Here is a 22790-nt window from a genome sequence, read left to right as displayed (position 1 = left end):
TCCTATTGATTCCTTCCTATTCTTACGTTAAGAAAATTTCCCATTTATTAATAAATATTTAATCGTATAAAATAAAAATTCTGTATTTTATAGGAAGATTTTATTGTTAGTGCTATGTAAATATCATTCCTAGGGTTATAATGATAGTGGACGAATGTTATGATTTGACTATTTCTCCCAATAAATACTGTCCGTAAAGGTCCGAATGGTTCGACTAATTAGTGGGGGATGAAGGAAAACTCCGACTGATGGAAGTTTCACTTTATATGAAATATATACAGGTTTTGAGGTGATACGATTGGTTTGCATTAATAACCATTGTTATGAACTGATTGAAGAAAGAAAATCAGGTTTTAATGAAGAAGCATTTAAAAATAGATTTAGTGATATATTGACGAAATACGATTATATTGTTGGAGATTGGGGTTATGGACAATTAAGATTACGTGGCTTTTTTGATGACCATAATCAAAAATCAAGCTTTGATACGAAAATTAGTACATTAACAGAATATTTGTATGAATATTGTAATTTTGGATGTGCTTATTTTGTCGTGAAAAAAACAAAATAATAATACGGTAATCCTTCGTTTTGATCTTGAAGAAGGAGCTTCCATTCTGTAAGAAAACAAGAAATGGCTCTGTTTAGCAGGGGAAGGACTTTCTCCCTAAACAAAGCCATGCATGTTTTTCTTTTTACATTTAAAAATTCCTAATGTGACTTTTTGCTTCTAAATTAAATGTTAGCTTTGTAAGGGTAGAAGTAAAGGGAAGTCCATCTATAGAGAAATAATTGCTTTAGTGACAGAAAAAGTTGGCTTTTTGAGAGGAATGGAGCTATGAAATATCAAGAGACTGTATATGCTAGGTTATTGAATTGGGGGAAATTATTCCTTCCAGCAAAATGTATAAAGTATTTTCCCCCATCATTTGTTCTACGAGACCCGATCATTCATCAAGTAGAAAAAGCGATGAATAATGGATATGAAGTAGCCGTTATTGTGATGGATATAACGAATTTACATAGGATAAAGCAACAGTTAGAGACAGAGGATTTTTTTCATTATATCCGAGTGCTAAAAAAATCGTTTCGTACAACGATACAATCAACTGTTTCTAATGAAATCATTGCTATTCATGATTATAATCCGAACGGATTGACCATGTTTATTAGATGGGAGCAAGGAACTGAGTGTTTGGCCATGCTAGATGGCTTAGTAAAAAAAATTATACATAATGTTGAAAGTGGCTTGCGTGCCTCGGGAAGTATTCACCCAGTATTTAATACAGGGTACATGTTTATTGAGAAAAAATATACCTATCTTTCTGAAGCCATTCAAACCGCTCATGAATTTGCGCTTGCCATGGCTCATAAAAGATCAGATACAGAATTCAATAAATTAGTCTATACATTAAGCGATATTGTAGCCAATAAAAGCATCCACTTATTGGCCCAACCTATTATGGATGTAGAAACAAATAAAATTCATGCCTGTGAAATGCTGACGAGGGGACCTAAAGGAACTTCATTAGAAAATCCTCTTCAACTCTTTTCCTTAGCAAGGCAAACGAAGTTTTTGTACGAGCTTGAAATGATTGTTCTCGAAAAAGCTTTTGAACAAATTCAGCAAACAAAATGGCGGCATAATATCTTTATTAACTTCACACCGGTTACAATAGGGAATCCTCGGTTTATTAAAGATATTAAAGCAGTTATTCGTCGATTTAAAGGGATTTCTCCCCAAAAAATTACGATTGAAATTACAGAAAGAGATTCTTTTGAAGGGTTAGAGCATTTTACTAATAATCTCAAAGTATTAAGAATGCTTGGTTTTTTAATCGCAGTTGATGATACAGGGGCAGGGTATGCAAGTTTAAATTCAATTAGTGAAATTATGCCAGATATTATCAAAATCGACCGCTCTGTTATTCAAAATATTGATAAAAATTCAGTAAAAGAATCGATGTTAAAAGGACTGCTTCTTATAGCAAAAGAAGTTGGATCTGTTGTGGTTGCAGAAGGAATCGAAAGTGCAGAGGAAGCCTCTATTTTATCGAAGAATAAAGTCGACTTAGCTCAAGGATATTTCTATGCCAAGCCTACTAGTTTAAGCAATCATTTACAAATCTCATAAGGCACGAAAGGAGTAATGGAATATGTATTTTGTGGACCGAGAAAAAATAGAAGAACAGTTAACCTATTACCATGAGCTTATCAGTCAGTTTGAAAAACAAGATACTTGGAGTACATTTCTGGAAAAGGTGGCACTTGAGAGGATTACCCATATGATGATTGAAGTCATTTTGGACGTGGGAAATAGTATGATTGATGGTTTTATTATGAGAGATCCCGGAAGTTATGATGACATTGTAGATATACTTATCGATGAAAAAGTTATTACACAGGAAATAGGGGAAGATATTAAGGGACTAATTCTTTGGAGAAAACAGCTTGTTCATCAGTATACGAATATTGATCATACGGGACTAGTTTCTGCATTTGAAGCGAAGATGCTTTCCATAAAAGCATTTCCCCCATCTGTAAGTAACTATTTAACGCATGAACTAGGGCCTGTTTCTGCATTTAAAAATTAATATCTAGCAGTGAAAGGATTTTTTATCAATGAAAGCATATAGAGGATATTTAATTGATTTAGATGGTACTATGTATAGAGGAACAGAGGTTATTGCGGAGGCAGCTGAATTTGTCAAACAATTAATTGCGGCGCAAATTCCCTATTTATATGTAACGAACAATTCAACGAAAACACCAGAACAGGTAGCGCAAAAGCTGAGAGAATTTCAGATACCAGCAAAAGCGAATGAAGTATTTACTTCCGCCATGGCATCCGCTAATTATATTGCTGAAAAATCCCCAGGAGCAAGAGTATTTATGATTGGGGAAGAAGGCCTTCAACGAGCATTAGTGGATAAGGACTTGAAGCTAGTGGAAGATTCAGAAGATGTTGATTATGTGGTTGCTGGGCTTGATCAGCAGATTACCTATGAAAAATTAACAGTAGCATGCTTGGCTGTTCGAAATGGAGCAAAGTTTGTGATTACAAATGGTGATACAGCGTTGCCAAGTGAACGGGGTTTATTGCCAGGAAATGGGGCTTTAACTTCTGTCATTTCTGTAAGTACACAACAACAACCAGTCGTTGTTGGAAAACCAGAATCTATTATCATTAACCAAGCAATAAAATTATTGAACTTACCTAAAGAGGATGTTTTAATGGTAGGAGATAATTATCAAACCGATATTATGGCAGGTATCAATGCAAATATGGATACTCTTCTTGTCCATACAGGTGTTACAACGAAAGCGCAATTAAGTAGTTATTCCGTCCAGCCGGCTTATACAGTAGATAGTTTAAGTGAGTGGGTCATAAAAAAATAATGACAATAATAAAAAGAGGACGTTTCAATACCATACAGGGTTTGAAACGTCCTTTTTTGTAAAGCATTCAACTTCTTGACTTATTCCTCCCCTTTAGCACGGTGGGCTAGTCTACTTGAAGCAGCTGCTGCTATGGCACCGACAATGTCATCTAAAAAAGTATGACATTCACCAGTACTCTTATCATTTAACTTTTGTAAAATACCCGGTTTTAATTTATCTACATATCCGTAATTTGTAAATCCAATTGAGCCATAGACATTCACAATAGAAAAGGCAAGTACTTCATCTACCCCATAAAGACCTTCATCAGTTTCCACTATTTCTTGAAGGGGAGATTCTAAAAGCTTCTTTTCTGCCAGCACATCTAATTGAATTCCTGTAATAATAGCATTTTGAACCTCTCTTTTTGAAAGTACTCTTTCCACATTGTGAATACAGTCTTCCATTTGTAAATCTTTATGATACTTCTCTTGTAAAAGAAAAACAAGCTTCGCAATATCTTCTATGTCAACTCCGCGTTCATGTAACCACTTTCTAGCTGTTTTTTCTGTTAGGTCTTTTAATGACATGAACTTCACCTTTTCTTTATTTATTCACTATGTATTCACAGTGTTTATTATTATATGCACAATCATTGATAAATGTTCCTCTACTCCTATTGTTTCCAGGAACTTACTTTTCATTAATTTAATCCTCTTAACAAGTTTTAACAGTCTCAATCATATACTCCTAAAAGAGAGGGAAATGAGGAGGAGGAGAAATTGATTCAGAATATTTTATCTTCAAAGTATGGGATTGATGTGGAAGAGGAAACTAGAATTGGCCACTACGAAGCTTGTATTAGTCAAGGGAGACTATATACACTTGTTCCTGTAGGGAGTATAGACGAAGAAGAGCTAGACGAAAGAGACCAAATAGCTGCACATATATATCAGACTGGAGATCGACATGTCAGTATGTTATTAGAGACTAAAGAAGGCACAAAACAAACAGAAATGAATGAGCAACACTTTTGTGTACTTATTAATGATCGAATACGTCCATTTCAATCTCGACAATTAGGACGGAAACTGGGAAAGTTTCATTTTAGAGGAAGAACCGTTCAATTTGGTGTCCAAAAAATAAGTAGGATGGGACAATGGAAAAGTATGTGGGAACAAAGAATGGATCAAATGGAAGGTTTCTGGAACAGTATGTTATATAAACAACCAGAAAGTGACTTTGATAAATTATTTTTAGAGTCTTTTCCCTATTATATGGGAATTGCTGAGAATGCCATTCAATATCTTGTGGACACAGAATTAGATGATGATCCGAGCGCTGTAGATAGTGGTACGATTTGTTATAACCGTTTTACCAAAGATACATGGGCAGGAGAATATTATATCAAAAATCCATTTGACTGGGTTTTTGATCACTGTGGTAGAGATCTTGCTGAATGGACAAGAGATCGCTATTTTAGAAATATTAAAACATATCATAGAGAAGTGAAGACGTTTTATGAGGAATATCAAAGTGTCATGCCATTAAGCTCTTTTGCATGGAGATTAATATATGCCAGACTGTTATTCCCTATCCATTATGTTGAATGTGTAGAAAATTATTATTCTGCTACACATGAAGCAGACCAATTATTCTTAGAAGAAAAGTTAAAGAAAATGCTCAATCAATCAAGGGATTTAGAAATTTTTCTAAAGGAATTTTACCAAAATACAGAAGTACCAGTTAAAACAATGAAAATACCTATTGTTTCCTGGCTGTGAATAATGGGGAGAAGCAATGGTTATAGAAGATCTTGTTAAAATCACATTTTATGTTTTTAATAAGGTCTTTTTATATTTCATTAGGCTGTTTGTATGAAAACTCTTTAGGTAAAAGGCAACACTAAGCTGAACCTTCTAAATTTGAACTTTTTTAAAAGGCTAGGAATGATTAAATATAGTGCTTTTGTTATTCATTAAGCAATTTGTTCATTAGTGGGTTCAATACGATACCCTTTCCTTTTTAAGTATTGAATCATTTTTTGTTCTTTACTTTGTTCGAGATCAACATAATCAGGGCCTAGTTCCTGATATGGTTGCCTTGTTTTTAAAATATTGTAAGCAATTGTTAGGATTAAATGAGCGGAAGCGATCCGTGCTTTCGATTTTCCTTGTCGTTTCATAATTCTTTTTCTATGTGCAGATATGCGATTATACTGTCTATCTGTAGCCATGGAACATTCAACAGCGGTGGTTCTTAATGATTTGTTTCCGTACTGAGTTTTACCTGTTTTTTTTTTACCGGCACTCTCATAATTTCCTGGACTCACTCCAGCCCATGAGGCTAGATGTTTAGAACTTTTAAATACTGACATGTCTACACCCATTTCAGCTATAAAGATTGCGGATGCATTTTTATCCACACCCGGTATGGTATCTAGTAGTTCGCACTCCTCTTGATAAGGAATAAGCGCTTGGTCTATGCGTTCAACTACTTTTTCGATTGTTTCATCGATGTGATTGATATGGTCCCAATGGAAACGTAACATATCAATATGATGTTTACGTATTCCACCGTTAAGGGCTTCTGCAATATCTGTTGTGCTCGCCTTAACTCTTGAATCAACCATTTGTTGAAGTTCAAACACACCTATTTTTTCGCCGTTTATTAGGGCTTCAATAATGCGACAACCAGTGACACCAAAAATGTCAGATAAAACAGAAGTTAGTTTAATATTTGCATCCTGTAGAATTTTGTGGATTCGATTGCGCTCAGAAGTTCGTGTATGGATGAGTTTTTTACGATACCGGGTTAAATCTCGCAAATCACGAATTTCTTTGGGCGGTACAAAATTTTTTTCAATTAGTCCAGAACGCAAAAGTTTAGCTAACCACTCCGCATCTTTTACGTCTGTTTTCCTTCCGGGAACATTTTTAACATGTTGGGCATTGGCGAGGATTAATTGGAAGTCACATTCTATAACATTCCAAACGGGCTTCCAATATACACCGGTACTTTCCATTACAGCATCCGTTATTTTGTGTGAGGATAGCCAGTCGCTAAGTGCCAAAAGGCCACTTGTGGTTGTTGGAAAGGTTTGAATCTCTTTATTTGGTTTTTTATCTAATGAACCAAATAAAACACAAGCAACTACTGTTTCTTGGTGTACATCTAGGCCTGCACACCGTTCAATCATAGCTTCCATATAATCACCTCAAAGATTTTTAACGTATTGTCAAAACTTTTATAGTAAATAGGTTATTAAATCCTATCTGAGAGGGCTTTATAAGCAAAAAAATTGCCACCCCCTGAATTCTAAGGATAATTGAGGTTACGACACTCTCAACAACCTAGAAAAGGAAGTGACAATTTGTACCCTCAAATTATAACCTATTTATTAACTTTTATAAACTATCAAGAACAACTAATTCGAACATTGCTTACTTTATTGATTGGTAAGAGTATGTTTGATAAGCCTACTGAACAGCCAGTAAATAAACCATATCGAAAACTTCAAGTGGACGACCTTCCGGTCATTGAAGTTCTGGAACAGCTTGATTATCGAGTTCTTCTTAGTGAATATCTAGAGAAGAACGGGAAACCACTTAAACCTGTTCAAAGGCGTAAGAATGCAAAAGTTTCCGTACCTAAATCCATGAACTGCCCAAAGTGTGGTGCTCCATCAGATTATCTTTATGCCAACAATGGAGATAAAGGCCAGTATCAATGCAAGGTGTGTACAGAGCTCTTCAGTGAAAAGAACCGTTATTCTAAGGAAGCCATCCTGAAGTGTCCTCATTGTTCCAAAACTCTCGAGAAAATAAAAGAAAGAAAAGATTTTCACGTGTTTAAGTGCAAGAACAATGACTGTTCTTATTATCAAAAGAAGCTCAATGGGATGACTTCAAAAGAAAAGAAAAGGTTCAAAAAGGACCCTCAAGCATTTAAATTAAGATACATTTTCCGTCAGTTTCATATCGATTTCCAGCCGTTATCCAAGGAATCACCAGAACTGCCGGCCGTTGACTTATCAAAGATTTATGCATCACCACATACATTAGGATTAATCCTAACCTATCATGTAAACTATGGCCTTTCGGCCCGTAAAACAGCTGCGATTATGCAGGACGTACACGGAGTGATGATTTCACATCAGACTGTATTGAACTACGAAAATAGCGTAGCTTTATTACTTAAACCTTATGTGGATCACTATCCCTATGAACTTTCAGACCAATTCTGCGGTGATGAAACGTATATCAGAGTAAACGGTCGATGGCATTATTTATTTTTCTTTTTTGACGCCGTGAAAAAGATTATTCTTTCGTATCCGGTGTCGCCTAATCGAGACACAGCAACAGCCATTCGAGCAATTGATGAGGTCTTAATCAAGATGAAAGAGATTCCAGAAAATCTGACCTTTGTGGTAGACGGGAATCCAATCTATCTTTTAGCCCAACATTTCTTCGCTCAACATGGGATTTCATTCGATGTGAAGCAGGTCATTGGATTAACCAATGAGGACCCTGTTTCGACCGAATATAGACCACTGAAACAAATAATTGAGAGACTTAACCGCACCTTTAAGGGCAATTATCGCTCCACTCATGGATTCGGCTCTGAACATGGTTCCATTTCATACGTCACCTTATTTACGGCCTACTTTAACTTTTTGCGTCCGCATGCCGCCTTAGAAGGAAAAGTGCCCGTAGTGAATCCAGAACTCAAGGGGCTTCCAACAATGCCAGCACGTTGGACAAAGCTCATTGGATTAGCACAACAATGGATAGTAGAACAAAGACAAGCCTAACTTTTTGTTTAGCTGAGCCCTTAAGCTAATTCAGCAATCGGCGGAGCGAACTCTTGACAAACCGAACTTGCCAATGGTTTAAAATGGAAACAACCAAGGGCTTATTTGGTATGCCTTCTTTTGTTCCCTTCGCCCTTGTTAAACAATCCTCAAACCATTGGCGTGTTTGTCAAGAGCGATTGCGGCGCATCTCCATCCAGTAAATAGGAGAGAAACTAACCCTTTAGGTAGTTTTCATAAATCTTTTGACACTACCATTTTTAATACAATACAAGCGACAGAAGTCATCATACAAAATTTTTGTATTCGTGTTTATAAACACATTAGACGGTTCTTTTAAACTGTCACAACCAGTTTTTCTAACGGGGTATCAACTTGTATTGATCCACCAAACAGTCTTCGGACTGGTCGTATTGTACTATTAATTATGGTCAGGTGTTAAGTGGTTTAGACTTTCTATCATGGGATAGGAGCAAGTTTTCATGATAGACGGTGGCGGCGGGTAACGCCGCCATGAGAGTTTTTCTAAAGGATTGATGTTTATTCGATAGGAAAAAAGAATTAGTTGGAAAATGGAGCAGCCGGAATACACGAAGACGAAGCGGAGGTGGCTTAAGCTTAGCCCACGGAAAGCGAAGTGTATTCCGGCAGCGGGTAATCGAAACAAACTTTATGAAAACAGCCTTTCATTAAAAGAATATATAGATTAGAGTGCGTTATATCTAGGGAGAAGAAAAGGTAACAGCAAAGATGATTAATCTAAACCTTCGCTCACATGTAAACATAATAGAGCGGAAAAACCATTAAAAAATATAAAATGTAAATAAAAATCTAAATATACATAAAATTTATAATTTTCCTTTTAGATTATTATCATCTTCCTATATAATGGATTCAATAAGTAAACGAGCATTCTTTTGATTTTTTTTAGAATAAATACATATATATTCTATTTATAAAATAGAAATTTTTAAAGAATGTATAAACACCCCTTGTAAAAAAAGGATTCAAACACTATAATGTCTACTATACAAAGACAGTTGTTCTCGTAAAAAGAACATCAGCGGGAGGTAAACAGATGGAGACAATCTCAATTGGACTACTCGGATTAGGAACTGTTGGATCGGGTGTTGTGAAAATTATTGAAAATCATCAGGATAAAATTATGCATCAAGTTGGATGCCCAGTGAAAGTGAGAAAAATTCTTGTCAAAAATATCAATAAAGAGAGAGATGTTGAGTTAACAGATATTCTCTTAACGGGTGATGCAAATGACATTTTGGATGATCCTGAAATAGATGTGGTAATTGAAGTAATGGGTGGGATTGAAGAGACAAAGAATATCTTACTTAAAGCGTTAAATAACAAAAAGCAAGTAGTGACAGCCAATAAGGATTTAATGGCTGTACATGGGGCGGAACTTTTACAAGCAGCGTCCCATAATAATTGTGATTTATTTTATGAGGCTAGTGTTGCAGGGGGAATTCCGATTCTAAGAGGTTTAGTTGATGGATTAGCCTCAGATCGAATCGTTAAATTAATGGGAATTGTCAACGGGACAACTAATTTTATATTAACAAAGATGAGCCAGCAACAAAGAGCGTATGAAGATGTCCTAGCAGAAGCACAAGAATTAGGATTTGCAGAAAGTGATCCTACGTCAGATGTGGAAGGCCTAGATGCAGCAAGAAAAATGACTATTTTGGCAACACTTGGTTTTTCTATGAATATTGGCTTAGAAGATGTAAAAGTACAGGGGATTTCTAATGTAACAGATGAAGATATCCTGTATGGAAAGCAGTTAGGCTATACAATGAAGCTCATTGGCATTGCACAAAGGAACGAAGAAAAAGTAGAGGTTAGTGTGCAGCCAACTTTTATTGTAGATAGTCATCCATTGGCATCTGTTCATAATGAATACAATGCTGTATATGTGTACGGGGAAGCGGTTGGACAAACAATGTTTTATGGGCCAGGAGCTGGTAGTTTGCCTACAGCAACTGCTGTTGTATCTGATTTAATGAATGTATTGAAAAATATGAGATTAGGTGTAAATGGAAAAGGTGCCATTGCTCCACAATTTAAAAAGAAGCTAAAAGAACCAGATGAAATGTTCTCAAAATATTTCTTACGGTTACAGGTGAAAGATGAGGTTGGTGTGTTTGCTGAAATTACCTCCATCTTCTCGCAACACGGAGTAAGCTTTGAAAAGATTCTTCAATTGCCAGTGAAGGAAAAAGGATTAGCGGAAATTGTCTTAGTTACCCATCATGCTTCTTTATTAAACTATGAAAATATTTTATTAGAATTAAGCGATTTAGCATCTGTGCGAACAGTAAAAAGTTCTTATCGAGTTGAGGGAGGAATAAAGTAATGAGATGGAAGGGCCTTTTAGAAGAATATAAGGAATATTTACCAATAAATGAATCTACACCAATGTTAACACTGAATGAAGGAAATACTCCACTTATCAAGCTGGAAAAGTTGTCTGCAGAATGGGGAGTAGAGTTGTACGTAAAAACAGAAGGAACAAATCCAACTGGCTCATTTAAAGATAGAGGTATGGTAATGGCTGTTGCCAAAGCAAAGGAAGAAGGAAACTCAACAGTTATCTGTGCATCTACTGGAAATACATCAGCAGCAGCAGCAGCTTATGCTACACGTGCAGGAATGCGCTGTATTGTTGTTATACCTGAAGGGAAAATAGCGATGGGGAAACTCGCACAAGCCGTCATGTATGGTGCAGAGATTATTGCCATTGAGGGGAACTTTGATCAAGCTTTGCAAATGGTTCGAAAAATAAGTGAAACAGAACCAGTTGCACTTGTAAACTCTGTAAATCCATACCGATTAGAAGGGCAAAAAACAGCTGCATTTGAATTATGTGATCAATTGGGAGGAGCACCGGATATCTTAGCAATTCCAGTTGGAAATGCTGGGAATATTAGTGCCTATTGGAAAGGATTTAAAGAATATCACGAAGTAAAGCAAACGGGACTGCCTAAAATTCATGGCTTTGAGGCAGCGGGGGCAGCAGCGATTGTGCATAATCGGGTGTTTGAGAATCCAGAAACGATTGCTACAGCAATTCGTATCGGTAATCCAGCAAGCTGGAAGTTAGCTGTTCAAGCGCAAGAAGAGTCAAATGGAATTATAGATGAAGTAACAGATGAAGAGATTGTGGCTGCATATCGTGCGATTGCTGCTAAAGAAGGCGTTTTTGCTGAACCAGGTTCCTGTGCGTCTATTGCAGGTGTGTATAAACATATCCAAAATGGAAAAATTCCAAAGGGCAGCAAAATAGTAGCCATTCTTACAGGAAATGGCTTGAAGGATCCAAATACAGCTATCGATGTGAGTCCATTAAAACCAGTAGTGCTGCCTAATGATGAGAAAGCAGTCGCTAATCATATTAAAGGAGTCGTTCATATATGAACGAAGGTGAGATGTTACTGATTAAAGTTCCGGCAAGCACCGCAAACTTAGGTCCAGGCTTTGATAGTATTGGATTAGCGTTAAACTTATATTTAACATTGGAAGTTGCTCGAAGTGAATGTTGGGAGGTTATTCCGTTAACAGAGGAGCTGAAGGAATTTCCAAATGATGAAAGTAATTTCATTATTCGAACAGCAATCGAAGTTGCGAAGACATTTGAAACTATTCTTGCCCCTTGTCAGATTAAAGTTGACAGCAATATTCCTTTAGCAAGGGGACTAGGATCTAGCGCTTCTGCTATTGTTGCCGGAATTGAGCTAGCTGATCAAGTGGGGAATTTGCAGCTGACTAAACAACAGAAGTTTGAAATTGCCTCCAAAATGGAGGGTCATCCAGATAATGTTGGTGCGAGTATTTTTGGTGGATTAGTTATTGGCTGTCAAATAGGAGAAGAAGTGGATGCAGAAATCATTCATTCCATAGATTTAGATGTGTTGGCGGTCATTCCAGAAGAAGAGCTCTTAACGAAATCATCGCGGGGAGTATTGCCAAGCTCTCTTTCTTTTGGAGAAGCTGTTTCAGCAGGTGCCGTCTCCAATTTGCTAGTTGCAGCTCTGTTAACAGGCAATTTAAAGCTTGCAGGCAAGATGATGAAACAGGACAAGTACCATCAACCATATCGAAAAGAGCTTGTTCCACATTTGCAAATAATGGAGGAACAGGCCTATAAGCTTGGTGCATATGGTGTGGCTTTAAGTGGGGCAGGACCAACGGTGTTATGCTTTGTAAAGCCTGGAGAAATGGATTCGTTAATGGAAGGATTAACGGCTATACTACCTGAAATGTGTTTTCTACCTTTGGAAATAGATAAGGAAGGAAGTATTTGTTCTGGAGCTATTGCAACAGAGATTAAATAAGGAAAAGAGGATGCAATCGCATCCTCTTTCTCTTTCTGCTTTTCAATGTAGGAAGGATTAAAATACTTGCTCTACTTCATAAACGCCTGGTACTTCTTCTAATAAAGCACGCTCAATACCAGCTTTTAAAGTAATGGTAGAGCTTGGGCAGCTTCCGCAAGCACCTAGTAAGCGTAGCTTAACAATACCATCCTCAACATCAACTAATTCACAGTCTCCACCATCTCTTAAAAGGAATGGACGTAATTTATCTAGTACTTCTTGTACTTGTTCTTTTATTTCAACTTCTTGCATACATATCGACTCCTTTCCTATTATTTATTATAATCACATTAGGATAAAAAATCTATAATCAAGGAACACGAATTAAATAAACAATAAATGGATAGGTTGCAGATAATAGCAACAAACTTTACGAAAACAGCCAATGGATAAATAAAAAGGCACTATTATGAGTGTTGAAATATAGGATTAGCAAGCGTGTCTATATAAGGGGGAGATTTTATTTGAAAAAAGAAATTGAAGTAAGTATATATGGTGCAGATCAAATTTGTGCAAGCTGTGTTAATTTGCCATCCTCTAAAGATACATATGAATGGCTACAAGCTGCCTTAAGTAGAAAATTTCCAGAACAAACTTTTCACATTAATTACTATGATATTTTTCAAGCTAATTACGAGGAAGATAAAAATGAATTTTGCCGGAAAATTATTGATGAAGATTTGTTTTATCCAGTAGTCGTAATTGAAGGAGAGATTGTTGGTGAAGGCAATCCAAAATTGAAGAAAATATATGAGGAATTTAAGAAATACGGATATACGAGTATATAAATAGAAATAAAGAGTGCTGTTTTCCTATTGAAAACAGCACTCTAGTGCGTTATTAGTCAGTAATTTTATTTTTTTTATTTTTATCTTTCCATAAGACTCCGTGTTTAATTAAACGGGGAATTCTTCCTGTTAAAGCAGTTTTGGCAATGAGACCAAAACCGACTTTTTTTCCTAATGATCCAAGGACTCCTTTTAGCTTTATTGGAGGCAAATGATCTGGAAGTACTTTCCCTTTCCATCTTGATGTCAGGACAAAGGCAATTTGTTCTGCTTGACCTTCAGCAAGCTGTGCACTTGGGGGATGCTTTAAACTAGCACAATCGCCGACAACAAACACACGATCATTATTAGGAAGGTGATGATACTTTGATAAGGTAATTCGTCCTTTCTTATCTTTTTCCACATCTAGTGTACGTACTATTTTATTTGGCTGTATGCCAGCAGTCCAAACAATGCAGTCAAAAGGAATCGGGCTTCCATGGTTATAAACGATATCCTCTTCTATGCGCGTAATTACACTGTTTTTAATAACAATTACTTTTTTGTCCTTAAACCATCGTTCTACATAATTTCTTACTTTTTTAGGATAGGAAGATAGTATAGCATCCCCACGATCGAAAAGTGATATTTGTAACTTACTACTTTCAGCTAATTCAGCTGCTAATTCCACTCCACTTAATCCACCGCCAATAATAGCTATCTTTGCTCCCTCAGGTAAGTGGCGGAGCTGCTTATGTGTACGTTTAGATTTACTTATGGTTTGAATGCTATGAGTGTATTTTTCTGCACCTTCGACTTGATGATAATTGTCTTCACAGCCAAGTCCAATAATTAAATCATCGTATTCAATTGGATTTTTTCCCGTCAACCAAACTTTATTATTGTGTAAATCAATTTTTTCCACTTCTGCTTGTATTAGGCTTACTTGAGGGTGATTAGGAAAAGGAATTTGTAGGCTCTTATCATGAACAGTACCAGCGGCAATTGCATAATATTCTGTCTTAAGAAAGTGAAATGGTACTTTATCTATTAAGATGACCATTAAATCATATGGTAAATGAGGTATGATGGAGGATAAAACGCGCATACCGCCATATCCACCACCTAATATTACTAATTTTTTCATTCTTTCCCCCCTTTAATATAAGCGCAAAGATATCTATAGCGATATAAATCGTCCATAAAAGTCGGAGCTTCTCCTTAGAGTATATTAAAAGATTAGGACAGTTTATTCGTTTTTACAGTAGGAAAATGGCTTTTTCTCTTTAGTATTCTTTGCAACAATTCCAAGAAAAAACTAGTATAATTTACAGGAGAGAGGTGAGACGTTTGTTTAAACCATTGATCGAATTTTGTCTTAGTAACCTTTCATCTGGTGCTTACGAAGCGAAAGAAATGCTTGAGCAGGATGAAACGGTAGATGTTATTGAGTATGGCTGCTTAAGTTATTGTGGACAATGTGGAGAAGCGTTATTTGCTCTCGTAGATGGAGAAGTAATAACAGGAGAAGATTCGAAAGATCTGGTGAAAAATATTTATCAATATTTAGAAGAAAACCCTTTTTAATAAAAACAGTTTAAATCAGCGGCGAGAAGAAAAAATCAACCCACTGATTTAAACTGTTTTATATGAAAGTTTTTTGGTAATCTCTCATTTCCTGCCAACTTTCTTTGGCAAGCTTCACAATTTGTGTTTCCACTGTTCTACTTTGTTGCTCGATTACTTTCGAAAAATATTTAGTAGCCTTTTCAAGATTATTCGTACGCTTAGAAAGATCTGCTATTAAATAAATCGTTCTTAATTCTGATACTTGGGTCCCTTGGTAATCACCAACCGAATAGGAGGTCTCATATTCTGATAATGCAAGGTTTATAAAACGCATTTCCCGGTCTGTATTATTTAACATCCGATAATGCCATGCAATTCGCAGATGAAGACCTGCGAGGGTAATATGCTTGTCCTTCCGTAAAGATGCGCAATAAGCGGCTAACTTATAAGTTTTAACACTATCTTCTATACTACGCACCTCACCAAATGAATGAGGAATCCATTGGGAACATACTTTTTCAATCAGCATCATTTTACTATCGGGAGAAAAAGAAGGAACTGTATCATCACTGTAAGAAAAGCCACAAGCTGGGCAAACATTTATGAAATAAAGGAGAGGATTATGCTCAGCGTAAATAGGAAAAAAATCTGTATCTAATTTCTCCAATTTAACAAATCTTGAACGTAATTTTTTTGTAGTAAATTTAGTATGACAAAGCAAACAAGTGCATTGTTTATCATATAATGGTTCAATTTTGTTCAAGTTGCTCACTCCTTTGTTTGATGGGTAATAAGGCGCATTCGCTATATTTACTATTATACATTACAGTGAGTAATACTTCCTATACAAATATTATAAATAGGTAAAAAGTCTTTGTTTTGAGTATCTGTCGGTTTTAGTGGGAAAGGAAAACGGATAAATTTGTATTTATGATGAGGTAACAAATGATTATTTTGCAAATACTTGCAACAATACGTAACCTTTTGTTACCAGGTTTTACACAAGTCCCTTCAGTTGAGTAGTTGGGAATAGAGGTATATAATAAAAAATAATGATACGTTGAAAGGAGAATGGACAGTGACAGAAGAAATTGTACACATAACAGAAGCCGCTGCTCTTCAAATAAAAGAAATGATGAAGGAAAATGACGAAGAAAATTCTTATTTAAGAGTAGCAGTAAAAGGTGGAGGCTGCAGTGGTTTATCTTATGGAATGGGCTTTTCACCAGAAAAAGAAGAGAATGATCAATTGTTTGAGCAATTTGGTATTCGTGTTTTAGTAGATCAAAACGATGGTCCAATTCTAAAAGGAACAAAAATTGATTACAAACAATCTCTAATGGGCGGAGGCTTCACCATCGATAATCCAAATGCGATTGCTTCATGCGGTTGTGGGTCATCTTTCCGTACAGCAAAAGTGGCTGGGACACCTGAAGAGTGCTAATTACGAAGAGCTGAATAATGAACACGACTATTCAATTAGATGATAGTCGTGTTTTTTGTTAGCAACAAATAAAATACTGTTATCAATCTTTGTTTTTTCAAGAGCAATTCAATGAATTGTGAAAAAGAAGCAAAAGATTGTCCTCCGTCTTAGTAGGTTTATTTAAATAAAGAAGTACTATGAAGCGGTTGTACTCGCGCTTTCGGATCCATATATGTTTTGGCATTATTAACAGCTGTAGGTGCTTCGCCGAATCCAGTAGCAATTAATTTTACTTTTCCGTCATATGTGCAGATATCGCCTGCAGCATAGATACCTGGAATATTCGTTTCCATTTTGCTGTTAACAACAATGGAGTTCTTTTGAATATCAAAGCCCCATTCTTTAATTGGACCTAAGGAAGAAACAAATCCGTAGTTTACAATGACTGCATCTACATCAATAATTTCTTTTTCTTGTGTTGTTACATTCTCAAGAATAACTTGTTTAATCTCCTCATCTCCCACTAATTCAGAAGGAATATAAGGTGTTTTAATGTTAACTTTTGAATTTTTAAGGTTTTCTACGCTATGCTCATGTGCACGGAATTTATCGCGTCTATGTGCTAGATAAACGGTATCAGCAATAGGCTCTAGCATTAATGCCCAGTCTACGGCAGAATCCCCACCGCCAAACACCATTACTTTTTTTCCTGCAAATTGATTTAAGTCATTGATAAAGTAATGAAGGTTTTTTCCTTCAAATTCTTTTGCTTGCTCCAATTCTAATCTACGAGGTTGGAATGCTCCGTTTCCAGCTGTAATAATAATTGTTTTGGAATAATGTACTTCTTTATCTGTAGTGATTTTGAAAATACCATCCCCTTGTTTTTCAACCGTTTGAACAGCTTGTTCTAGCACGATAGACTGTTCAAATTTTTTCATTTGCTCTTCTAAGTTATCAACTAACTCTTGAGCGCGAATTTTCGGAAATCCAGCAATATCATATATATATTTTTCAGGATAGAGTGCTGTAAGCTGACCGCCAAGTGCAGGGAGACTTTCAATGATTTTGACGGTTGCTTGTCTCATCCCTCCATAGAAAGCAGTGAACATTCCAACAGGTCCACCACCAATAACTGTAATATCATAAATGGTTTGATTTTCTTCCAATTTTCCTAAACCCTCCTAATAAAGATTGATTCTACAAGCTATCATATCACAATGATTATGATTTCTCACTTTTTTAATCTTCAGCAGAACCACATCCTACTTTTTTAAAATGGTATAGTTAAAATTTGGTAGTTTTCCTCTGTTAACATCGATTATTGACTAGTGGAAGGAATAAGAAACAATCGATTAGTGTATCCTAACTGATATTTTTTTGCATTATTTGGTATTTTACTAGGGGAAAAGTTCCGCTTTTTAACTATTTATGAATAAATTCTTTGAATATGGGAAATGAATAGTTTTGGGAGGAGTGAAAAATATGAATTTTTATAAAAAGTTTTTTAGAAGGGTAGGCATGGTTCTACTTTTTATGGCAGCACTACTAACCACATTTCAGTCAATTTCAGGTGTAAAGGCTAGTTCGATAAATTATAGCAGTTACGAACAAGTAGAAGCAAGCGAAGATAACGATCAGTTTGATCATACAATAAAGCAAATTGGTGTAGCATTAAAAAGCTTTAAAAAAGTATTAGTGGACAAAACACAAATTTCATCAAGTAAAGAGGTTGCAGGTAAACCTCCTTTGCTAGAAAATATGAAAGATTGGTCACAATATCCAACAAAAAGAGTCGTTGCAACTGGATATACAGCTGGATATGAATCAACAGGTAAGAATCCTGGGCATCCCCAGTTTGGAATCACTTATTCAGGAGTAAAAGTAAAAAGAGATTTATATAGTACAATTGCTGCTGATACTAGTGTATTTCCAATTGGTACTATTCTTTTCATCCCTGATTATGGATTTGGAGTAGTTGCTGATACTGGTTCAGCAATTAATGGAAATAAATTAGATTTATACTATGAAACCGTAGATGACGTCTATAGCCAATGGGGCAAGAAAACAATCGATGTATACATAGTGGAAATGGGTAAAGGGAAATTAACAGAAGAAACATTAAGTTCATTAAATGAAGAAGAATCTATGCAAGTATTCCGTCAACAGTATACTAAAGCAGAAAATAAATAATTACATAGATAAATCGAAAACCGATGTCTTATAGAAAGTGTTTTTTACAAGAGTCAAGAAGGTTTGTGTGAGCCTTCCTTTAGAATATCCACATTTTTATACTAGAATTAAAGGCTGGAACAACAGTATTCTAACCAAGGATAAATTTGAACAATTATATGGAGATGTTAATCAAATTTTCGTATAATTGTTTGTTTTTTTCATTCTGAATGGGTTTTGTGGTAGTCACCCGCAGACTGAATACACTTCGCTTTCCATGGGGCGAGCGCCGAGCCGCTTCGGCTTCGCCTGCAGGGTCTCGGACTTTCTCGCAGCTCCCATAGGAGTCTACGTGTATTCAGTCTGCTCCGTTTTTCCTAATAATTATATTTTCTTTATTAAAAAATGATGGAACGAAACAACCTTTAAAAACGGGGTGAAATGGAGCGGAGGACACTCGACTCCTGCGGGAAGTAGAGCAAAGCCTAAGACCCCACAGGCTTTAGCCGAGGAGGCTTAGGTTGCTCCCCGCGGAAAGCGAGGGTCTGTAGCGCAATGGAACGAATTGGTTTTCCTACTAAATGAGAGATTGTTCGTCTTTACGCATTATATATTGGTTTTGTCCCAGCGTCTTTATTATTCAAATAGCAGTATTAATAAATTAACATATGTAAAAGTAGTGTTAATAGAATTCCTGTTAGTCCACCAAAAAATACCTCAATTGGTTTATGTCCCAATAATTCTTTTAATTCTTTTCTTTTTTCTTGTTCTGGTTTGTTTTGCCATCCTTTTGCTTCGTTTAAGAACTTATTAAAATCATTTACTAAACGATTTAAAACAATGGCTTGTTCTCCTGCTTGCCTTCTAACCCCTGTTGCATCAAACATAGTGATAATCGCAAAGATTGCAGCAACAGCAAATATTGGTGAATCAAATCCTGTTTGAAGTGCAATCCCTGTTGAAAGGGCGGTCACAGCGGCTGAATGAGAACTTGGCATGCCTCCAGTACTAGTTAACAAAGACCAATCAATTTTTTTTGTAACAAAAAAGGTAATCGGTACTTTGACAAATTGTGCAAAAAAGATTGCAAATAAGCTCGCAAGTAAAGGGAAGTTAGCTAGTAGTTCCATAAAAAAACACCTCGTCATTTCTTGGTAGAATCTGTAGTACTTTTAGTATGTATACCTTATTTAACTCATTATTAATCTTTCATATAAGGAATGTTAATGGAAATAAGGAGGTAGACAGTGGAGTTAATAATAGAGTGTAATGATTTTCTTTATGTATGTATATTTTTAAAGCCATCGAAGAGTAATAAATGCCATTATGGTTGCCTATTAGGATAGCATTGACTACGCCTCTAATTTTTGCGTTTCCACTTATCTTATTATAACATAACCAATTATCGAGCTTTCTACTTAAATTCGAAAAAATCTTTTTATATTTGCAGAATAGATGTTAGAAAATTTAATTAGCTATACGAAATGATGAATAAATTCGTTATAATGGAAGAAGAAATGAATGGAGGAATGAGTATATGTTTTCATATCAGTCAGAATGGGAATTGCAAAATAACCATGAAAGTATCATTGTCGGGTTATTTGATAAATCTATTAAATTAGAAGGAAAGCTTCAACAATTAGATGAACGCTTTGATGGAGAGTTAACCAATCTAGTAAAAGATGGCGATATTTCAGCAAAGAAAAAATCCATTACGGTTATACATACTTTTGGAAAAATTGGAGCAAAAAGAATTGTTTTTGTTGGATTAGGCAAGGAAAAAGAACTTTCTTTTGATGAACTAAAAGAAATCTTTGGAGCAACATTTAAACGTATTAAAAGTGAAAAATGGGTGGAAACAGCTATTTATTTGGATTCCTTTGTAACAGAACAGAATGAAGCACAGGATGTTGCGCATGCATGCAGTGAAGCATTTGGGCTTTCTACGTATGAATTTGCAGGCTATAAGCAAAAGTCTAATGAACCTGAAAAGGAAATTATGGAAATTACCGTCTATAGCAATGCGGAAGGTGAAGAAGTAAAGGCATCACTAACGGTAGGTTATGTATATGGACAAGCAACAAACTCTGCTCGTACGCTAGTTAATCTACCAGGAAATATGTTAAAGGCAACAGATCTAGCTAATTTTGCTTTAGAATTAGCAGGAAAATATGGATTTGAAGCAGAAATCTTAGAAAAAGAAGATATGCTAAAGCTTGGGATGGGTGCGTTACTGGCAGTAAACCAAGGTTCTACCGAGCCTCCTAAAATGATTGTTCTAAAATATCAAGGAAAAGAAAACTGGGAAGATGTCATTGGCTTAGTAGGAAAAGGGATTACGTTTGATACAGGTGGCTATTCTATTAAGACAAAAGCAGGTATTGTTGGCATGAAAACAGATATGGGTGGAGCTGCAGCAGTACTTGGGGCAATGGAGATTATTGGAGAATTAAGACCAGAACAAAACGTTGTTGCCGTTATTCCATCTACTGACAATATGATAAGTGGTCATGCATTTAAACCAGATGATGTTATCACATCTATGAGTGGAAAGACAATTGAAGTATTAAATACGGATGCAGAAGGTCGGTTAGTTTTAGCAGATGCAGTAACCTATGCTAAACATCATGGAGCTAATTATCTTGTTGATGTTGCAACACTAACAGGTGGGGTAATCACTGCATTAGGGATGGAGACAACTGGTGCCATGACGAATAATGAATCATTATTTGAACAAGTGCTAGAAGCATCCTATGAAGCGGGCGAGCAAATGTGGAGATTGCCTATTTTTGATAGTCATAAGAAATTAGTACGCAATAGCCCGATTGCTGATTTAAATAATTCACCAGGTGGAGCAGGGCATGCAATTATGGGTGGTGCATTTATTGGAGAATTTGCAGAGGAAACTCCATGGGTACATCTAGATATTGCTGGAACGTCAACGCAAAGTAAAACAACTGATTTAGGTCAAGCAGGTGCAACGGGCGTCATGACAAGAACTTTAGCACTATTTGTGGAAAGATTTGAAGGTGCAAAATAAAGATATTTTATCTCGCTCTTAACGGACAGCAAGCCGCCAGCTCAAGCTGTGGAAAATCGAGGAAGCTACTAGGTGTGGAAGCTTTCCTGTAAAGGTCCGATAAGTGCAACTAGCCATCAGTGGGAGAGGATAAAAAACCACTGGTGAAAGTTTTCTTTATCATATATATGTAATTAGCCAAAGCCCTTATAAGAAACGGGGCTTTGGCATCTTTTTAAATAGACGTACTATGAGCTCTCAGCCAAGATTCCATCGGCTCTGGCATATGTGATTTCGCAACAAGACCAGCATGCCCTCCTTCAAATAAAACGAAGGATTTATCTTTGCTTGAAACAAGATTCATGATTGGTTCGCAAAGTGAACTAGGAACAAGAGGATCATTTTTGGTGGAAAATACGAGTAGATTGGATTGGATGTTAGAGAAATCAATTTCTTCTCCATTGATTGTTAATCCACCCTCAACCATTTTATTATCCCTTACAAAATCATTCATAATTTGTTTAAATGTTTCACCAGCAACTGGAATATGATCAAGTGTCCATTTGTTCATTCTTGCCCATTTCTCGGTGTAATTCTTTTCTCCAGAACGATTGAGAAGTGCTAAATAATGACTGAATGACAAGGGGGCAACAAGTAATCTTGTCCCGTATTTTACCGATTCTGGTGGAATGATCCCCATTTTATCAATAAGTTCGTCAATCTGTAATTCATTTTCGCGAAGGGCCATCAGCCAATTATTGTAATCAGGAAAAGCAGAAAAATCGATAGGCGAAACAGCTAGAATTAAATTTTTTATATGACGATTATCTAATGCAGCAAATATGGTAGCAAGTGTTCCTCCTAGACAAAAACCAATGACTGTAAAAGAATCCGTTCTGGCATGTCGAATTGCCCTTTTAAATCCTTGCTGAATGTACTTTGTTATATAATCATCTATTGTTAAGTGGCGATCTTCATATGCAGGTATACCAAAATCGATTAAATATACATCATATCCTGCAGTATTAAACGCCTCGATTAAACTCATAGAAGGACCTAAGTCGAGAATATATGGTTTATTTACGATAGAATAAATAAGGTAGATGGATTCTTTGTATTTTCTTCTTTTAGCAGGGTAGTACCACAACGTTGCTTTATTTTTCTTCCATATTGCATATCTTTCTGATTGCCCGACAACTGGATCGTACGATAAGGTATGAATGAAATTAGCTAGATTTTTTTTTGCCAT

The 22790-nt window shown here is 36.0% G+C and carries 22 protein-coding genes; 14 read left to right on the top strand and 8 right to left on the bottom strand.

Going from position 1 to position 22790, the window contains the following annotated elements:
• Positions 1-298: 298 nt before the first annotated feature.
• The 4 genes from HHU08_RS18635 to HHU08_RS18620 all read left to right on the top strand — a co-directional run bounded on the left by HHU08_RS18635 (position 299) and on the right by HHU08_RS18620 (position 3399).
• The gene (locus tag HHU08_RS18635; protein ID WP_016202418.1) at positions 299-571 is read left to right on the top strand and encodes a YutD family protein; all 273 of its coding nucleotides are present in this window, start codon (positions 299-301) and stop codon (positions 569-571) included.
• Between the two features lie 267 nt (positions 572-838).
• Positions 839-2134: an EAL domain-containing protein gene (locus HHU08_RS18630; protein WP_016202417.1), complete on the top strand. Its 1296-nt coding sequence runs from the start codon at positions 839-841 to the stop codon at positions 2132-2134.
• 22 nt (positions 2135-2156) lie between these two features.
• Entirely contained in the window at positions 2157-2594 is a 438-nt protein-coding gene (locus HHU08_RS18625; protein WP_016202416.1) for a DUF86 domain-containing protein, read from the top strand.
• Positions 2595-2622: 28 nt separating this feature from the next.
• Positions 2623-3399 (top strand): TIGR01457 family HAD-type hydrolase, encoded by a 777-nt coding sequence (locus HHU08_RS18620; protein WP_169189020.1) that lies wholly within the window; start codon positions 2623-2625, stop codon positions 3397-3399.
• A gap of 80 nt (positions 3400-3479) precedes the next feature.
• On the opposite strand, the gene HHU08_RS18615 is transcribed toward HHU08_RS18620, so the two are convergent.
• Complete coding sequence (locus HHU08_RS18615) at positions 3480-3971, bottom strand: phosphatidylglycerophosphatase A family protein (protein WP_101729214.1); 492 nt, start codon at positions 3969-3971, stop codon at positions 3480-3482.
• Positions 3972-4163: 192 nt separating this feature from the next.
• Between HHU08_RS18615 and yutH the strand changes: the two genes are divergently transcribed.
• Entirely contained in the window at positions 4164-5165 is a 1002-nt protein-coding gene (gene yutH / locus HHU08_RS18610) for a spore coat putative kinase YutH (protein WP_016202412.1), read from the top strand.
• Positions 5166-5359: 194 nt separating this feature from the next.
• On the opposite strand, the gene HHU08_RS18605 is transcribed toward yutH, so the two are convergent.
• Positions 5360-6589 carry an IS110 family RNA-guided transposase gene (locus tag HHU08_RS18605; RefSeq protein ID WP_100525939.1) on the bottom strand — a complete coding sequence of 410 codons (1230 nt, stop codon included), beginning with the start codon at positions 6587-6589 and terminating at the stop codon, positions 5360-5362.
• A 165-nt stretch (positions 6590-6754) separates the two neighbouring features.
• Between HHU08_RS18605 and HHU08_RS18600 the strand changes: the two genes are divergently transcribed.
• The 4 genes from HHU08_RS18600 (at position 6755) to thrB (ending at position 12546) form a co-directional block, all read left to right on the top strand.
• Entirely contained in the window at positions 6755-8194 is a 1440-nt protein-coding gene (locus HHU08_RS18600; protein ID WP_169187685.1) for a DDE-type integrase/transposase/recombinase, read from the top strand.
• Between the two features lie 1078 nt (positions 8195-9272).
• A complete protein-coding gene (locus HHU08_RS18595; protein WP_169189019.1) occupies positions 9273-10568 on the top strand; it encodes a homoserine dehydrogenase in 1296 nt (431 codons plus the stop codon).
• Positions 10568-11629, top strand: a complete 1062-nt coding sequence (thrC, locus tag HHU08_RS18590) for a threonine synthase (protein ID WP_101729212.1) — start codon at positions 10568-10570, stop codon at positions 11627-11629. The genes HHU08_RS18595 and thrC overlap by 1 nt, the downstream gene beginning before the upstream one ends.
• On the top strand, positions 11626-12546 hold the full coding sequence (gene thrB, locus HHU08_RS18585) for a homoserine kinase (protein ID WP_016202409.1): 921 nt from the start codon (positions 11626-11628) through the stop codon (positions 12544-12546). The genes thrC and thrB overlap by 4 nt, the downstream gene beginning before the upstream one ends.
• Positions 12547-12603: 57 nt before the next feature.
• Here thrB and HHU08_RS18580 read toward each other — a convergent pair whose 3' ends face one another.
• Positions 12604-12840, bottom strand: a complete 237-nt coding sequence (locus HHU08_RS18580; protein ID WP_016202408.1) for a NifU family protein — start codon at positions 12838-12840, stop codon at positions 12604-12606.
• A gap of 212 nt (positions 12841-13052) precedes the next feature.
• Between HHU08_RS18580 and HHU08_RS18575 the strand changes: the two genes are divergently transcribed.
• Positions 13053-13376, top strand: a complete 324-nt coding sequence (locus HHU08_RS18575) for a YuzD family protein (protein ID WP_016202407.1) — start codon at positions 13053-13055, stop codon at positions 13374-13376.
• A 52-nt stretch (positions 13377-13428) separates the two neighbouring features.
• On the opposite strand, the gene HHU08_RS18570 is transcribed toward HHU08_RS18575, so the two are convergent.
• Positions 13429-14502 (bottom strand): NAD(P)/FAD-dependent oxidoreductase, encoded by a 1074-nt coding sequence (locus HHU08_RS18570; protein WP_016202406.1) that lies wholly within the window; start codon positions 14500-14502, stop codon positions 13429-13431.
• Positions 14503-14705: 203 nt separating this feature from the next.
• Between HHU08_RS18570 and HHU08_RS18565 the strand changes: the two genes are divergently transcribed.
• Entirely contained in the window at positions 14706-14942 is a 237-nt protein-coding gene (locus HHU08_RS18565) for a YuzB family protein (protein WP_016202405.1), read from the top strand.
• A 58-nt stretch (positions 14943-15000) separates the two neighbouring features.
• Here HHU08_RS18565 and HHU08_RS18560 read toward each other — a convergent pair whose 3' ends face one another.
• Entirely contained in the window at positions 15001-15687 is a 687-nt protein-coding gene (locus HHU08_RS18560) for a DUF2225 domain-containing protein (protein ID WP_169189018.1), read from the bottom strand.
• A 315-nt stretch (positions 15688-16002) separates the two neighbouring features.
• On the opposite strand from HHU08_RS18560, the gene HHU08_RS18555 reads away from it, so the two are divergent.
• Entirely contained in the window at positions 16003-16368 is a 366-nt protein-coding gene (locus HHU08_RS18555; RefSeq protein ID WP_016202403.1) for a HesB/IscA family protein, read from the top strand.
• A 158-nt stretch (positions 16369-16526) separates the two neighbouring features.
• On the opposite strand, the gene HHU08_RS18550 is transcribed toward HHU08_RS18555, so the two are convergent.
• Positions 16527-17519: an NAD(P)/FAD-dependent oxidoreductase gene (locus tag HHU08_RS18550; RefSeq protein WP_016202402.1), complete on the bottom strand. Its 993-nt coding sequence runs from the start codon at positions 17517-17519 to the stop codon at positions 16527-16529.
• Positions 17520-17835: 316 nt separating this feature from the next.
• Here HHU08_RS18550 and HHU08_RS18545 point away from each other — a divergent pair, with 316 nt between their 5' ends.
• Positions 17836-18543: a 3D domain-containing protein gene (locus HHU08_RS18545; RefSeq protein WP_101729210.1), complete on the top strand. Its 708-nt coding sequence runs from the start codon at positions 17836-17838 to the stop codon at positions 18541-18543.
• 632 nt (positions 18544-19175) lie between these two features.
• Here HHU08_RS18545 and HHU08_RS18540 read toward each other — a convergent pair.
• Entirely contained in the window at positions 19176-19652 is a 477-nt protein-coding gene (locus HHU08_RS18540; RefSeq protein ID WP_101729209.1) for a divergent PAP2 family protein, read from the bottom strand.
• 407 nt (positions 19653-20059) lie between these two features.
• Here HHU08_RS18540 and HHU08_RS18535 point away from each other — a divergent pair, with 407 nt between their 5' ends.
• Positions 20060-21562 (top strand): leucyl aminopeptidase, encoded by a 1503-nt coding sequence (locus HHU08_RS18535; protein ID WP_169189017.1) that lies wholly within the window; start codon positions 20060-20062, stop codon positions 21560-21562.
• Between the two features lie 214 nt (positions 21563-21776).
• Here the strand turns inward: HHU08_RS18535 and HHU08_RS18530 are convergent, their stop codons facing one another.
• Positions 21777-22790, bottom strand: coding sequence for an alpha/beta fold hydrolase (locus tag HHU08_RS18530; RefSeq protein ID WP_169189016.1), 1014 nt, complete (start codon positions 22788-22790; stop codon positions 21777-21779).

Origin of the sequence: Niallia alba, assembly GCF_012933555.1 — a bacterium.
Lineage (GTDB): Bacteria > Bacillota > Bacilli > Bacillales > Cytobacillaceae > Niallia > Niallia alba.
This window is presented reverse-complemented; position numbering and strand designations above follow the sequence as displayed.